This is a genomic window from Lacihabitans lacunae, assembly GCF_042649125.1.
In the GTDB taxonomy this organism is placed as follows: Bacteria; Bacteroidota; Bacteroidia; order Cytophagales; family Spirosomataceae; genus Leadbetterella; species Leadbetterella lacunae.
This window is the reverse complement of record NZ_JBHRYQ010000001.1, coordinates 2045691-2061075: the sequence shown is the minus strand read 5'-3', so window position 1 is coordinate 2061075 and position 15385 is coordinate 2045691. Positions and strand designations below refer to the sequence as shown.

General features: G+C 37.3%; 12 protein-coding genes. 6 read left to right on the top strand and 6 right to left on the bottom strand.

The window, feature by feature from the left end:
* Positions 1–89 precede the first annotated feature (89 nt).
* From ACFOOI_RS08955 to htpG, 5 genes are all read left to right on the top strand, one after another.
* The gene (locus ACFOOI_RS08955; RefSeq protein WP_379837203.1) at positions 90–806 is read left to right on the top strand and encodes a pirin family protein; all 717 of its coding nucleotides are present in this window, start codon (positions 90–92) and stop codon (positions 804–806) included.
* A gap of 18 nt (positions 807–824) precedes the next feature.
* Entirely contained in the window at positions 825–1676 is an 852-nt protein-coding gene (locus tag ACFOOI_RS08950; RefSeq protein ID WP_379837201.1) for a pirin family protein, read from the top strand.
* A 171-nt stretch (positions 1677–1847) separates the two neighbouring features.
* Positions 1848–4394 carry a M14 family zinc carboxypeptidase gene (locus ACFOOI_RS08945; RefSeq protein ID WP_379837199.1) on the top strand — a complete coding sequence of 849 codons (2547 nt, stop codon included), beginning with the start codon at positions 1848–1850 and terminating at the stop codon, positions 4392–4394.
* Complete coding sequence (locus ACFOOI_RS08940; protein ID WP_379837197.1) at positions 4381–6018, top strand: amidohydrolase; 1638 nt, start codon at positions 4381–4383, stop codon at positions 6016–6018. The genes ACFOOI_RS08945 and ACFOOI_RS08940 overlap by 14 nt, the downstream gene beginning before the upstream one ends.
* 153 nt (positions 6019–6171) lie before the next feature.
* Entirely contained in the window at positions 6172–7971 is a 1800-nt protein-coding gene (gene htpG / locus ACFOOI_RS08935) for a molecular chaperone HtpG (protein WP_379837195.1), read from the top strand.
* Between the two features lie 78 nt (positions 7972–8049).
* Here the strand turns inward: htpG and ACFOOI_RS08930 are convergent, their stop codons facing one another.
* Genes ACFOOI_RS08930 through ACFOOI_RS08910 form a run of 5 tightly spaced genes read right to left on the bottom strand, consistent with a single transcriptional unit; the run spans position 8050 to position 11734 of the window.
* Positions 8050–8934: an SMP-30/gluconolactonase/LRE family protein gene (locus ACFOOI_RS08930; RefSeq protein WP_379837193.1), complete on the bottom strand. Its 885-nt coding sequence runs from the start codon at positions 8932–8934 to the stop codon at positions 8050–8052.
* 33 nt (positions 8935–8967) lie between these two features.
* Positions 8968–9432, bottom strand: a complete 465-nt coding sequence (locus tag ACFOOI_RS08925; RefSeq protein ID WP_379837191.1) for an FKBP-type peptidyl-prolyl cis-trans isomerase — start codon at positions 9430–9432, stop codon at positions 8968–8970.
* Positions 9433–9437: 5 nt separating this feature from the next.
* Positions 9438–9782 carry a DoxX family protein gene (locus tag ACFOOI_RS08920; protein WP_379837189.1) on the bottom strand — a complete coding sequence of 115 codons (345 nt, stop codon included), beginning with the start codon at positions 9780–9782 and terminating at the stop codon, positions 9438–9440.
* A 3-nt stretch (positions 9783–9785) separates the two neighbouring features.
* Positions 9786–10466: a response regulator transcription factor gene (locus ACFOOI_RS08915; protein WP_379837187.1), complete on the bottom strand. Its 681-nt coding sequence runs from the start codon at positions 10464–10466 to the stop codon at positions 9786–9788.
* Positions 10467–10474: 8 nt separating this feature from the next.
* A complete protein-coding gene (locus ACFOOI_RS08910; protein ID WP_379837185.1) occupies positions 10475–11734 on the bottom strand; it encodes a sensor histidine kinase in 1260 nt (419 codons plus the stop codon).
* A gap of 147 nt (positions 11735–11881) precedes the next feature.
* Here ACFOOI_RS08910 and ACFOOI_RS08905 point away from each other — a divergent pair, with 147 nt between their 5' ends.
* Positions 11882–13498, top strand: a complete 1617-nt coding sequence (locus tag ACFOOI_RS08905; RefSeq protein ID WP_379837183.1) for a sodium/sugar symporter — start codon at positions 11882–11884, stop codon at positions 13496–13498.
* 85 nt (positions 13499–13583) lie between these two features.
* Here the strand turns inward: ACFOOI_RS08905 and ACFOOI_RS08900 are convergent, their stop codons facing one another.
* Complete coding sequence (locus ACFOOI_RS08900; RefSeq protein WP_379837181.1) at positions 13584–15245, bottom strand: AMP-binding protein; 1662 nt, start codon at positions 15243–15245, stop codon at positions 13584–13586.
* Positions 15246–15385: the final 140 nt, after the last annotated feature.

The window sequence follows — 15385 nt, the reverse complement described above, 5'->3', positions numbered from 1 at the left end:
AATATGTAAAGTATTTGTTAGTTTTTATAAAAAAATGAACTTAAGATTATTTAAATATGTAGTTACATTATATACAAATGTAAATTAAAATGAAAACAATATTTTTTTCAAACACCGATAGGGGACATGCCAATCATGGTTGGTTAAATAGTTATCATACATTTAGCTTTGGAGGATATCACAATCCAAGCAAAATGAATTTTGGAGCTTTGCGTGTTTTAAATGACGATACCGTAAACGCTGGCATGGGCTTTAGTAAACACCCACACGACAACATGGAGATAGTTTCTATTCCTCTAGAAGGCGGATTGGAGCACCAAGACAGCATGGGCAACAAAACTTTAATTAAAAAAGGAGAAGTACAAATAATGTCGGCCGGAACAGGTGTTTTTCATTCGGAGAAAAATGAAAGTGGCAAAGCTCCTGTGAAGTTTCTGCAGATTTGGGTTTTTCCAGACAAGAAAAATATTGAGCCACGCTATGACCAGAAAATATTTGATTTAGCAGCTCGGAAAAATAAGTTTCAAACGGTGGTTTCGCCCCTAGAAACTACTGACGAAGGCGTAAAAATAAATCAAAATGCCTGGTTTTCTTTGGTAGATTTAGCAAATGAAAATACTCTAACCTATAATCTGAAAGATAAAAACAATGGGGTTTATGTTTTCGTTTTAGAAGGAGAATTAGAAATAGATGGACAAAAACTCTCAAAAAGAGATGGATTGGGAATAACGGAAACGGAAGCGGTGACAATAACATCAAGCCAAGACGCGGAAGTTTTGCTTATGGAGATTCCAATGAGTTTTTGATTTAAAAAATTAAAAGAAATGAAAAAGTTAATAAAAAAAATAACAAGTAGTTCAGCTCAAAATATGGGCGAGCACCGCATGTATCAACCTTTGCCTGACCAGGGGTTAGATCAGTTGAATCCGTTTTTGTTACTTCATCACCACGGGCCGCACGATTTCCAGGCGTATAATCAAGGTTTGCCTTTTGGGCCGCATCCGCACAGAGGTTTTGAAACGCTGACATTTATTTACGATGGAGAAATAGAACATGCAGATAGTCAAGGCTACAAAAGCATAATAAAAGCAGGTGGTGTGCAATGGATGACCGCGGCCAGAGGTATAGTGCACTCAGAAAACCTTTCGGCCAATCAGCGAGAGCATGGAGGTAAAATGGAGATTATTCAACTTTGGATGAATCTCCCGGCTTCGCTCAAAATGACCAAGCCTAACTACCAAGGTTTGCAAAAAGAAGATATTCCTGTAGTAGAAACTGCAGACAAGAAAACACAAGTTGCCGTAGTTTCAGGAAAATATCAAGGGACAATTGGAGCCGCACGGTCGCTTACTGGTCTCGAGGTTTTTAATGTTTCCACACAAGCAGGTGGCGTTAATTCTTACTCATTTGAAGCAGGCAAAAATATCTTGTTTTATGTTTTAAATGGGGAGTTAAAAGTTAACGGAAAACTGGTGATTGACCATCAATTGGTGATTTTTGACACCGAAGGAGCAGACATTGAGGTAGAAGCACAAACAGATGCTCGGTACATAATAGCTTCGGGTGATATTATCAATGAACCAATGGTTTCGCAAGGTCCATTTGTGATGAATACTACCACCGAAATATTGGAAGCGATGCGAGATTATCAAATGGGAAAAATGGGAGTTATGTAATTTGGTCCTTTATATTTATACCAAAAGCCACTTATTTAAGGTGGCTTTTTTGCTTTTTGACCCATTTGAATATATTTAATCAGTATTTGTATTACTTTTTTTCTATCTTCGAATACCTTTATTTATCGAATAAAGAAACATTCATTTACAAACCAAGCCAAACCTATTTACATGAAAAAACTTTTCTTTTTTTGCACATTGGTGCTCATTTCAATTTCCTCATTTTCCCAAAATGATTATTTTTTTCCTTCGAAAAAACTGAACGATAAAATACCTACGCCCGAGGCGTTTTTAGGATATAAAATGGGAAGCCACCACACCCGATACGACAAGCTGGTGGAATATATGCGACTGCTTGAAAGCTTGTCAGACAGGTTGAAAGTTATGAAAATTGGCGAAACCAATGAGCATAGAGACCAAATAATTGTGCATTTTGGTACGAAAGAAAACCTTCAGAATATTGAAAAAATCAGGGAGCAGCATTTAGATTTTGTAGCCGGGAAGAAATCCGAAATTAATGAACAAAAAGTGGTGGTGTGGCTCGGCTACAATGTACATGGCAATGAAGCCTCAGGTGCAGAAGCGGCTATACTTACGGCTTATTATTTAGCCGCTATAGATGGACAAGAGTCTGCTGGTATTTTTAAAAATGCCGTATTTCTGATGGAGCCAGTCGTTAATCCTGACGGTAGAGATAGATTCAGTAACTGGGTAAATATGCACAAAGGTAATCCTTTCGTGACCGACCCATTGGACCGCGAACACAATGAAGTTTGGCCTTCTGGCCGAGTAAACCATTATTGGTTTGACTTAAATAGAGATTGGTATCTTTCTACCCAAAAAGAAACTCAAAACCGCATTGCGTTTTATCACAAATGGCTGCCAAACGTAGTTACTGATTTTCATGAAATGGGCACCAATAGCACGCATTTCTTTGAACCAACAAAACTAAACGCCGAAAATCCAATAGTGCCGCAGAGTAACTACCGCGTGCTAAATGAAACTTTTGCCAAGTATTTTGAAAAAGCATTAAACGATATTGGCTCACTATATTTTTCAAAAGAAGCCTTCGATAATTTTTATCCGGGTTATGGAAATACCTATCCAGATTTATTGGGTGGGCTGGGTTTGCTCTTTGAGCAAGGCAGCAGTAGAGGCCACGCCCAAGAGTCCGAAAACGGAGTTTTGACATTTAACTTTGCAGTAAGAAATCAACTGGTAAATGCCATTGCCACCATAAAAGCAGTAGCCGAACAGCGTGAACTTTTACTAAAACACCAAGTAGACTTTTTTAAAGAAATAAAGCAAAAAGCGAGTAAAGAAGCTATAAAAGGTTATATAATTGGGCATAATTTGGATGTAAACCGAAATGATTTATTTAGATCGTATCTAAAACTTCATCAGATAGAATCGTATGAGTTGGGAAAAGAATTAAAAATTGGCGACCAAGTTTTTGAAAAAGGCAAAGGGATTTATATTCCTTTAGAACAAGACAAAAACCTGTTTGTAAAGTCTATTTTTGAAAGGCCGAAGTCTTTTGCTGACAGTATTTTTTATGATACCTCAGCTTGGAACCTCGCCTTGGCCTACGGTTTGCCGCATGCTGAAGTGAAAGCTAAACCTGAACTAGACGGCTTAATAAAAACTACGCAGTTAATAGACAAGGATTTTAAACCGAGCAACTACGCTTATTTGCTAGACTGGCGGTTATATAATTCGCCGAAAGCCCTTTCTATTTTATTGAGCAACGGCATTATTGCAAAAACGGCGGCTCGTAGTTTCGGATTGGCAGAAAAGGCTTGGCCGCAAGGCACCGTTATGATTCCGGTTCAGCCCCAAAAAATGAATTCGGAGCAACTGTTTAATTTCTTAAAAAGTGTCTCAGAATATGCCCAGGTGCCATTTGTGCCTGTTTCTACCGGATATAGTCAGTCTGGAATAGATTTGGGAAGTAATAACTTTAAAGCAGTAAAACCAATCAAGCCCATTATGCTGATTGGCCAAGGCACTAGCCAATACGAAGTAGGGGAAGTGTGGCATTTGTTAGATACAAAACTTTCGTTGCCGATAACTAAAGTGGATTTGGGACAAGCCAATAGAGTAAATTTGTTTGGCTATACGCACTTAGTTATGGTAAGCGGAAACTACAGCGAACTGAGTGATGAATTTGTGGTACATATCAAAGATTGGGTCAAAAAGGGCGGTGTGTTAATCGCTATAAAATCGGGAGCTGAATGGGCGATAAAAAATGGACTTGCAGCTACAAAATTAGTTGATTTTGCTAATCCAAATGCCGCTGTGGCGAGAACCAACTTCGAAGATGTTTCAAATCAGGCGGGAGCTAAAAACACAGGCGGTGCTATTTTTGAAACAGATGTAGACATCACGCACCCGATTGGCTATGGTTTGGGAGAAAGAAAACTGGCAGTTTATAAAAATAGCAATTTGGCTTTTGAAACAAGCAAAAAGCCCGGCACAAATGTTTCTGTGTACACCGCTGAGCCTTGGCTTACGGGGTATCTGCATCCCGATAATTTGAAAAAAATAAAAAACAGTACAGCGATTTTCTCTGAATCGATTGGCGGCGGCACCGTGGTATTGTTTGCCGATAATCCCAACTTTAGAGGCACGTGGTTCGGAACCAATAAACTTTTTTTTAACGCTTTATTTATGTCATCAACCCTCGAAAATACAAGATTTGGAAATGAAGAAGAATAATTTAAAATGGTTAGTGTTAGGTCTTGGCCTAAGCTTTCAGGCGTATAGCCAAAAGATAAAAGTAGATTTGATTGTAAACAATGCCAATGTGTATACAGTAAACAAAGGCTTCGATAAAGCTCAAAGCTTTGCGGTTTCAAAAGGTGTGTTTGTAGATGTGGGCACTGACGCCTACATCAAGTCCAAATACAGCAGTTCGCAAAATTTAGATTTAAATAATAAGCCTGTTTTTCCAGGGTTTTATGACCCGCACTCACATTTTGTGGGCTTGGGCTATATGCTTAGCCAATGTGATTTGGTAGGAACTACCTCTTTTAATGAGGTTTTGGACAGGTTGCAAAAGTTTAGTAAAGAAAATCCTGAAAACGACTGGGTAATAGGCCGAGGGTGGGATCAAAATGATTGGGACGTAAAGGAGTTTCCGACCAAAGATGCTCTTGACGAACTTTTTCCTAACAAACCTGTTATGATAACCCGAATAGATGGTCATGCACTGTTGGCAAATACAAAGGCATTGCAACTGGCCAAAATATCGCCGGCGAGTCATGTAGACGGTGGTGCTGTGGAGGTTATAGACGGGCAGCTGACGGGCATTTTGATTGATAATGCCATGGGGCTAATCAAAAGAGTAATGCCGATGCCTGATGAAAAACAACAAAGAAACATGATTTTGGCTGCTCAAAAAGAATGTTTAAAATACGGACTTACCACGGTTTCAGATGCCGGAATTAGCCAAAGTGATATTGAGCTTTTAGACAAAATGCATAAAGACAAATCGCTAAAAATTAGAGATTATGCGATGGTTTCTATTGGCTTAAGAAATATAGAATATTTTACAAAAAAAGGCGTAATAAAAACGGATAGGTTAAATGTGCGGTCGTTTAAGATTTACGCTGACGGGGCACTTGGTTCGCGTGGAGCCTGTATGTTAAAACCATATGATGACCAGAAAGACAAAGTTGGTTTTCTACTTACCAGTCCAAAAGAAATGGATTTGTATATGAGTCAGATTTATAAGTCCGGTTATCAGGCCAATACACACTGTATCGGGGATTCTGCAAACCGAATAGTTTTGGATATTTATGGTAAATATCTAAAAGGAAAAAATGATAGAAGATGGCGGATAGAGCACTGTCAAGTTATTAATTCAAAGGACATGGGCAAGTTTGGGAAATATTCAGTGATACCATCTATTCAGGCTACACACGCTACTTCTGACATGTATTGGGCTGAGGCAAGGTTAGGAAAAGAACGAGTGAAACATGCGTATCCGTTTAAAGAACTGATGAAACAAAATGGGCTTTTGGCCAATGGGAGCGACTTCCCTGTAGAGATGGTTAATCCACTTTTTGGGTTTCATTCGGCAGTGTTTCGTCAAGACGACTCAGGTTTTCCGAAAGGCGGTTTTCAAATGGAGAATGCACTTAGCCGAGAAGAGGCCTTGAGAGCTATGACTATTTGGAGTGCTTATGCTAATTTTGAAGAGAAAGAAAGAGGAAGTATAGAAAAAGGTAAAATGGCAGATTTTGTGATTTTAGAAAATGACATAATGACCATTCAGCCAAATAAAATAAGAAGCACTAAAGTGGTGAATACATTTATTGCAGGCGAAAAAGTATATTGATTTTTGGATTAAATCAGTCGAAAAGTGAATCAGAGATGGTTCACTTTTTTTGTGGGCTAAAGTCTAGTTCTGTCAATTTGTCAGAAAAAAACACATTGGAATGTCCTTTGATGAAATATGGTTAGTGTAAAATATTAAAATAACAGTAAAAGTATGGTAACAGAAAAAGGTACGATTTCGATTAATACCGAAAACATTTTTCCGATAATAAAGAAGTTTTTGTATTCTGACAATGAGATTTTTCTTCGTGAGTTGGTGTCAAATGCTGTTGATGCCACACAAAAGATCAAAAAACTTTCTTCTATGGGCCAGTTTGATGGCGAACTAGGAGATTTAAAAATAGGTGTTTCGGTAGACAAAGAGGCAAAAACTATCACGATTTCGGACAAAGGCTTGGGTATGACCGCCGAAGAAATCAAGAAATATATCAATCAAATAGCATTCTCTGGTGCTAAGGAGTTTGTTGAAAAATACAACGAGCAGACAGATAAAAGCCAGATTATCGGACAGTTTGGCTTAGGTTTTTACTCGGCATTTATGGTTGCCAAAGAAGTAGAAATAATCACGAAGTCATATAAAGACGAGCCGGCAGCAAGATGGTTTAGCGACGGAAGCACCGAGTTTGAGATTTCGGCTGCAGAAAAAACAGAAAGAGGAACAGACATAATACTTCACGTAGCCGACGATGCCGAAGACTTCTTGGAAGAATCTAAAATTGAGCAGATTTTAGTAAAATACGGTAAGTTTTTACCTGTAGAAATTGAGTTTAAAGAAAATATAATAAACAACCCGAATCCTATTTGGGTAAAATCTCCTTCTGAACTAAAAGACGAAGATTACATCGCATTTTACAAAGAGTTATATCCGTATGGCGAAGATCCATTGTTCTGGATTCACCTTAATGTAGATTATCCATTTAACCTTACCGGCGTACTTTATTTCCCTAAGGTAAAACAAGATTTCCAACTAAACAGAGAGAAAATTCAGCTTTACAGCCGCCAAGTATTTATCACAGATGATGTGAAAGACGTAGTGCCTGAGTTTTTACAGCTGCTCCACGGAGTTATAGATTCTCCAGATATTCCGCTTAACGTATCGCGTAGTTATTTGCAGTCTGACGGTAATGTGAAGCGTATTAACCAACACATCACTAAAAAAGTAGCAGATAAACTTCACGAACTGTTTAACAATGACCGTAAGGCATTTGAAGACAAGTGGGAGAGTATCGGACTTTTTGTGAAATATGGAATTATCTCTGACGAGAAGTTTTATGACAGAGCAAAAGATTTTATTTTGCTTAAAAATATTGACGGTCAGTGCTTCACGCTTGAAGAATACAAGACTAAATTAGAAGCAAACCAAAAAGACAAAGACGGAAACCTAGTAGGTCTTTATGCCAACGACGTAGAAAAGCAAGATTCGTTTATTTCGGGTGCTAAAAAACGTGAGTTTGATGTTATCGTTTTTGATGATGTCTTAGATTCTCACTTTATAAATGCCATTGAGTCCAAAATCGAGAAATTTTCGTTTAAAAGAGTGGATGCAGATACTTTTGACAAGCTGATTGATAAAGGCTTAAAGTCAGAAGTTGTGCTAAGTGAAGACGAAAAAAAGAAAGTAGAAGAAGCTTTTAAAGAGTTTGTTGGTACTAACATAGTGCAAATAGAGGCTCTTCCAGTTGATGAAATTCCGGTTTCTATTGTAGTGCCTGAGTTTATGCGTAGATATGCCGATATGTCAAAAGTAAACGGCCAAGGCGGTATGTTTGGCAATATGCCGATGATGTACAATTTGGTAGTAAACGGAAACCACCCGTTGGTAAGCAAAATAGCTACCGAAGGAAACGAAAATGGCTTAGTAAAACAACTCTATGACCTTGCATTGCTTTCACAAGGAATGTTAAGTGGAAATGCACTTACACAATTCATCGAAAGAACTGTAGGTAAATTGTAAGGAATTACTTATTTGTAGGATAGCAAAAAAGCCGCTGAAAAGCGGCTTTTTTAGTGTATTTTATTTTCAATAAAAAAATTATTTCCAAGTATAAGCCATTAGTTTGTTTCCAAAAAATGTTGGAACTACTACTAGTTTTTTACTATTCACTACTTCAATATCTGCAGCATTTAGATTCTGAGTTTTAGTGTCAAGCAAAAGCGTCTTTTTCCAGGCATTGTCCAAATAAAATAACTCTCCATTCCAACTTGAAACAAAATATCCATTTGATATTTTCTCAACGCCATCGCCACCCATTATACTATCTGCCACTACAGTAGCCGACTTGGTAGCTAAGTTATACGTGACTACATTTCCAGATTTTGAACTCGAAAATACCAACTGTTCATTGTCTACAAAAACGCCATTTACTCGCTCTAGGTCTTTATTTTCAAAAAGCTCCGTAATCTTTCCATCTTTTAAGCTATATGCTTTATGAAAGTCAGAATCAGTGAAATAAACGGTTCCGTCAGCGGCTACATCTATATCGTTTAAGAAACCTGCTCCCGGTACCTCAACCACTTTTGTGGTCATGCCAGTTTGGGTATCAATCATCAAAATGCGGTCAATATCTGTCACATAAAGTGTGTTTTCAAATATCCCCATTCCTTTGGGTGCACTCATGCCGTTTGCCCATTTTACAGTCATTATTTCACCTGAAAGCGAAACCTTGGCTATGTAGCCGTCGTTGTCTTTCTGGTTTGGTGGAACCGCCCCAATACAACTCACATAAAAAAACTGTGAGTCAGGTGAAAGTAAAACCGATTCGGGCGTTATTAAACTGATGGTGTCTGTTTCCCAAGCAAGAGTCAGTGTAGGAACCAACGATTCCGAATCTGTCGCAACTTCCGTAGTGTCTTCGGTTGCCTTGTTACAAGCTTGTAAACCCGCAAGTACACAAATGCCTAAAAATATTTTTTTCATATGACTAAATATTAAAAATAGTGATTTTGAATATTAATTAATCGCAACTACTTCAATTTCGAATATTAGCGGAACATTTCCAGGGATTTTTGATCCAGAACCTGCAGAGCCATATCCCAATGTTGACGGAAATACTAGCGTAGCTTTTTCGCCTACTTTCATCATGGCTACTCCCACGTCGAAACCTCTAATTACACTACCTACACCAAGTGTGAAGTCAAAATTTCCTTGATCAAAAATGCTGTCGTTTAACAGTTTGCCTACATAATTTACGGTTATTTTTTTGCCACTTGTAGCCAATGTTCCGCTCGGGTTTGGTTTTGTAAGTATGTATCGTAAGCCGCTTACAGTCTTAAAAGTGACGGTCAGGTTTTTGCTTGCCACGTACGCATCAATTTGTTGATCTTCGGTGCCTTCAAAAGGAGATGTGTATCCTTCGTCTTTTTTACATCCAAATAACATAAGTCCCAAACTAAAGAATAGAATGATTTTTTTCATAAAAATTAATAATATTTCGAAATCCAATAAATAAGTAATAATTGTAAAGGTAATCTCCCATAACGAATCCAAGGAGACATATATTGAAATTTTTGGGCCGTAGCCATGTAAATATTAGCTGGAAAAACTAAAATCAAAAGTAATATTAAACCCGCGGCTGCTATTTTTTGTGTCAAAGGGAAAAGTAACCCGACTCCCAAAAGTACCTCAAAAACGCCACTCCAAAACACCGCTTCTTTGTGAAGGGGAAGGTAAGGTGGCATAATGGCCAAGAAAAACTTGGGTTTTATGAAATGGTAGCAGCCCGCAAATATGAATGCTACAGATGCAAGTATTTTATGCCAAACCATGTTTTAGCAGTTTAACTTAAATCCTACGCCGTGTATATTTTCGATTTTTATTTCTGGGTCTGGTGTCAGCATTTTACGGATACGCGTCACGAAAACATCCATGCTTCTTCCCAAGAAATAATCGTCTCTACCCCAAATTGCGGTCAGGATATCTTCTCTTTTAGCTATCTGATTTTTTCTTTCACACAAAAACTTTAATACTTCTGCCTCTCTGTGTGTAAGCTTTTGTGTGTTTTCATCAATAGTGAGTGTTTGTTGAGAAAAACAGAACTCAAACTCTCCTATAGAAAAAACATCAGTAGTGGTAGTAGCGTCAGAAACCGCATTTCTTTTTAAGAAAACCTTGATTCTAAGTACGAGTTCTTCTATACTAAACGGTTTCGTAATATAATCATCACCTCCTATTTTTAGCCCTGCTATTTTATCGTCTTGGAGGTTTTTTGCAGTCAAAAATATAATCGGAATTTGTTGATTTTGCTCTCTGATTTTTTCTGCAAGCGAAAATCCGTCAAGTTCAGGAAGCATGACATCTAATAAACAAAGGTCGAATTTTTCTTTTTTAAACTGCTTCCATGCTTCTTTTCCGTCTGAAAAATGATGAATTTCGTATCCTTCTTCTTCTAGGTTGTCTTTGGTAACAAAACCCAAGTTTGGATCGTCTTCAACATAAAATATCTTTGCCATAGTTTTCTTTATTCGGGTATTGGTATGAATATTCTGAATTTTGTGCCAGCTCCTTTTTCGCTTTCCACTTTAATCGTCCAATTATGAATTCTGACGATCTCTTTTACATAATTAAGTCCAAGCCCAAAGCCTTTTACATTATGTAAGTTACCAGTAGGTACACGATAAAACTTATCAAAAATTTTGCCTATATATTCCGGTGCTATTCCAATTCCTTGGTCGGCTATGGTTAATATGAGGTTTTTATCTTTGTTTTCAGTGCTGATGGTTACTTTAGGGCTAGCTCCTGAATACTTGATCGCATTGTCTACCAAGTTTCTGATAACGTTCATAAGGTGCATGCGATCGGCGTATATACTGGTTTTGGTAGCTTTTAGATTCAAGCTTAATCCTTCGCCAATCTCCATTCTTACACTTTGGGTAGCATCATTGAGTAGCTCATGTATTTCCTGAAGCTCAGTATTTATTTCTAATTTTCCTTTTCCAATTTTCGCAGTTGCCAGCACGGACTCAACTTGGTTTTTTAAGCGATTGTTTTCGTGTTTTATGATTTCCACATATTTTTTTAATCGCTCAGGTTGGTCCCTTATTTTGGCTTGTGCCAATACATCCGTTGCTATTTTTATAGTAGAAATAGGCGTTTGAAATTCGTGCGTCATGTTATTTATAAAATCACGCTGCACTTCGCTTAGTCTTTTTTGTCTTAAAATCACAAACATGGCGTACGCGAAAAATACCATCACCACCAATGTAATCATGGAGGATATGATCCAAAAGTCAAGTTTGCCTGTTAAATATGATTTTTGTTTTGGGAATTTTACACCAAAGTAATTCAAAAATTCGTCAGTTTTTGGAAGGAAAATATCGCCAGTTACGGGCTCTACTTTAAAGTTTTCGTTTATGTGGGCTCCAAATACGATCTTGTCAGTTTCGCAATCATAGATGCCATACTCAAAATCAGTATTGATGTTATTTTTTTTGAATTCTTCTTTTAAAAGATATTCTAATGTGCTGTGCTCTAGCGGAATACGTAAATTAACTACGTAGTAGTCAGATGATAGTTGGCTGACTGGATTTTCGATGGACGAGAGTTTGTACGCTTTAGATATTTGGTTTGCTACATTTCGTAGCGAAATCATTACGGTTTGTCTAAACTGTTGATCTTTGAGATCAAAAGCTTTTTTTACCCAGTAGGCTTGAACTGCAATAATTCCACTTATGGCCACAACACCTAAAACTATTACTAACCGTATTGTATTTCTACTCAATTGGGTAATGTTTTATAGTTTGTTCAAAATCAGGAATATTAACAAAGATAGTAGTTGTTTTTGTAAGAATACCTACTAATATTTGAAATAGTGCATTTAGAATACTTTCTTTGTACGTTTTTAAAAAACTATTTAACCCTTATATATATGCAACAACTCCAAACACTCGATTATCTAGTGTTCTTGTTTTACTTTGTAGTAGTAGCTGGCTATGGCTATTGGATCTACAATAAAAAGAAAACAGCAGAAACATCAACCAAAGATTTTTTTCTAGCGGAAGGTTCACTCACCTGGTGGGCCATTGGAGCATCGCTGATAGCTTCTAATATTTCTGCTGAGCAGTTTATAGGTATGTCAGGAAATGGCTTCTCTATGGGTTTGGCTATTTCTACCTATGAATGGATGGCTGCCGCAACTCTGATTGTAGTGGCGGTATTTTTTATGCCTATCTATTTAAAAAACAAGATTTTTACCATGCCTCAGTTTTTGAGTCAGAGGTATAATCCCACGGTAAGTTTAATTATGGCCATTTTCTGGTTAGGCTTATATATTTTAGTAAACCTTACTTCCATATTGTATTTGGGAGCATTGGCTGTTTCGGGTATTTCAGGTTTAGATTTTTGGCTTTGTATGTGGGGATTGGCTGTTTTTGCCATTATTATCACCATTGGCGGTATGAAAGTAATCGGCTATACTGACGTTATTCAAGTGTTATTTTTGATCATTGGAGGACTTGCAACTACTTATTTGGCTATTAATTTGGTGTCTGACCCAACCCAATCTTTTGGTGATAGCTTTAACGGTATTTTAGATGGATTTAATCAAATGAAAGCCTCGCATGACGATCACTTTCATATGATATTTAAGAAAGGTGATCCGTTTTATTCGCAGCTGCCGGGTCTTACGGTTTTAATTGGCGGTATGTGGATTGTAAACTTAAACTATTGGGGTTGTAACCAATACATTACGCAAAGAGCCTTAGGTGCTGATTTAAAGACGGCTCGTAAAGGAATTCTTTTTGCTGCGTTTTTAAAGCTACTTATGCCTATCATCGTAGTGTTACCTGGTATTGCGGCTTATGCATTATATAACAAAGGACTTTTTCAAGCTGAAATGTTGGGTAAAGACGGAGCTTTGGATCCAGATAAGGCTTATCCGGTGTTATTGAGTTTATTGCCTGTAGGTCTTAAAGGACTTTCGTTTGCTGCTCTTACAGCTGCTGTTGTGGCATCGTTGGCGGGTAAAGCAAACAGTATCTCCACAATCTTTACTTTAGATATTTACAAAAAATATTTAGGAAAAGACAAGTCAGAAGCTGAGTTGGTAAAAATCGGACGTTTCGTTATTTTAGGTGCTATGGTTTTGGCTATTGCTGTTTCTGATTTTATGGGAATCGACAAAAAAGGTGGTTTTCAGTTTATTCAAGAAATGACCGGTTTGGTTTCTCCAGGAGTTTTTGCAGCCTTTATTATGGGTTTTTTCTGGAAAAGAACAAATTCTGCAGGAGCTTTATTTGCGATTGTAGGCGGATTTATATTGGCATTTTTAATGCACAATTTCATGACTGAACTTCCTTTTCTAGACAGAATGGGCTTGGTGTTCGTTATCTGTGTGTTGGTTATGATTATCCTTGGATACGTACTTCCACAAGAAAACAAAGGACTTGAGATTGACGCTCAAATGTTTAAAGTTGATCGTACTTTCGGAGTAGGTATGGTTATAGTTTTAGCAATTATCGCTTTCCTTTATTCTTATTTCTGGTAAGAGTAAGAAGCTTGTTGAAAGAAATAAAAAAGAGGCACGTTTTTATTGCAAAACGTGCCTTTTTTATAATTTTTGTGTGCTATTTTTATTCGTAAATAATTGTTTCGGGGGCTTCATACCATCCTTCTGATCTTGGTGCAAATTCCTTCTCAATGAAGTTTCTTTTGATTTTGAATGTAGGCGTAAGTTTGTTGTTTTCTACTGTCCACTGTTCTTTTACAATCACTATTTTCTTTACTCTTTCATAAGTCTTTAAAACAGGGTTGATCTCTTCTAAAAGTTTAATGAAGTTAGCTTTTATTTCTTTTTCTGAAAGTTTTAAGCCAGCTTCTGACAAAACCACTAACGCAATCGGTTGAGGTAAGCTTTGGCCTATTAAACATATTTGGTCTATCACCGGATCAACACCAAAAAGCACTTCTATTTTTGAAGGAGCTATGTATTCACCTTTTGAGGTTTTGTACATTTCTTTTACTCGACCTGTTATTTTTAAGTATCCGTTACTGTCTAGTTCTCCCACATCGCCTGTGTGTAGCCAGCCGTCATCGTCTAGTGTCTTTTTGGTTAGTTCGGGTTCTCTATAATAGCCTATCATATTCCAAGGTGACTTTCCTAATATTTCACCTGAGTTCTCGTCTATTTTTACTTCTTGGTATGGGTAAATTTTACCTACATAGCCGTCTTTGATATTTTCACGTGGCATGCATGACATAGCCCCCATGTTTTCAGTCATTCCGTATGCTTCTTGTATAATAATTCCCAGTTTTCTGAACCATAATATGGTGGAAATAGGCATAGGAGCAGCTCCTGTAAGGGTCAAATAGGCATCTTGTAACCCCAAACCTTTTACTACTTTGGCTTTTATCAATGAACTGACAATTGGGATTTTAAGTAAAATATCCAGTTTGCTTTGTGATAGCTTTCCTAATATTCCTTGTTGGAACTTTGTCCAGATTCTTGGAACAGCCAAAAAATGAGTAGGGTGGGCGTTAACTAAGTTTTGAGCAAAAGTATCTAAGTTTTCGGCAAAATATATGGTTCCTCCTGATATTATCGCGGTAGATTCTACTAAGTTTCTTTCAGCTATGTGACAAAGCGGCAAATATGAAAAGAAACGGGTGTTTCTATTGTCCATTTTTGAATATTCACGAGCTCCTAACATTACTTGGGTATGGGCATTGAAATCCATCATTACGCCTTTGGGATTGCCCGTGGTACCTGAAGTGTATATGATGGTCATCAAATCCTCCAATTTGGGTTTGAAGTCTTCTTTGATACCTTCTGTGTTTGCCAATATAGCATTCCATTGGATATGCTCGGGGTCAGGATTATACGTTGGAAACGATATGCATTTTAAATCTTTCGGGATTCCCGGTTTCATTTCTTCCCAATCGTCTATTTTTCCAAAAATGGCGACTTTTGACTCAGAATGAACCAAAACTTGGTTTATTTGCTCGGCAGTAAGTGTAGGGTAAAGCGGCACCGAAACGTGGTCTGCCATCAAAATGGCCATATCGCTGATGATCCATTCGGCACAGTTTTTAGAAACTAAGGCTATATTTGACTTTCGGGGTAAACCCAAAGACTTTAGGTATGCGGCTATTTTTCTGGCTTGCCCTACGGCTTCTTTCCAAGTGAAATCTTTGAAGGTGTCGCCAAAAGGTTGTTTTAAAAAAATAGCATCGGGTGTGTTTTTCTCCCAATGATAAAATGAATCGAGAATTGTATTTTGTTTGTTGAAATTCATATATTTCTAAGGTTAAAGATTTGCTTAAAGCTAATTATTTTAGGGGATATTTCCATTATCAATTAGGATTTTATCTCGAAATAAAACAATATTTTTTCTAAATAAAGTCCATTTTGAAAAAAAATACTTTTAGAAACAAG

What these genes read in the sequence shown, in the direction of transcription:
- ACFOOI_RS08955 (WP_379837203.1), top strand. Translation starts at nt 90, where the DNA reads ATGAAAACAATATTTTTTTCAAACACCGATAGGGGACATGCCAATCAT.
- ACFOOI_RS08950 (WP_379837201.1), top strand. Translation starts at nt 825, where the DNA reads ATGAAAAAGTTAATAAAAAAAATAACAAGTAGTTCAGCTCAAAATATG.
- ACFOOI_RS08945 (WP_379837199.1), top strand. Translation starts at nt 1,848, where the DNA reads ATGAAAAAACTTTTCTTTTTTTGCACATTGGTGCTCATTTCAATTTCC.
- ACFOOI_RS08940 (WP_379837197.1), top strand. Translation starts at nt 4,381, where the DNA reads ATGAAGAAGAATAATTTAAAATGGTTAGTGTTAGGTCTTGGCCTAAGC.
- htpG (WP_379837195.1), top strand. Translation starts at nt 6,172, where the DNA reads ATGGTAACAGAAAAAGGTACGATTTCGATTAATACCGAAAACATTTTT.
- ACFOOI_RS08930 (WP_379837193.1), bottom strand. Translation starts at nt 8,934, where the DNA reads ATGAAAAAAATATTTTTAGGCATTTGTGTACTTGCGGGTTTACAAGCT.
- ACFOOI_RS08925 (WP_379837191.1), bottom strand. Translation starts at nt 9,432, where the DNA reads ATGAAAAAAATCATTCTATTCTTTAGTTTGGGACTTATGTTATTTGGA.
- ACFOOI_RS08920 (WP_379837189.1), bottom strand. Translation starts at nt 9,782, where the DNA reads ATGGTTTGGCATAAAATACTTGCATCTGTAGCATTCATATTTGCGGGC.
- ACFOOI_RS08915 (WP_379837187.1), bottom strand. Translation starts at nt 10,466, where the DNA reads ATGGCAAAGATATTTTATGTTGAAGACGATCCAAACTTGGGTTTTGTT.
- ACFOOI_RS08905 (WP_379837183.1), top strand. Translation starts at nt 11,882, where the DNA reads ATGCAACAACTCCAAACACTCGATTATCTAGTGTTCTTGTTTTACTTT.
- ACFOOI_RS08900 (WP_379837181.1), bottom strand. Translation starts at nt 15,245, where the DNA reads ATGAATTTCAACAAACAAAATACAATTCTCGATTCATTTTATCATTGG.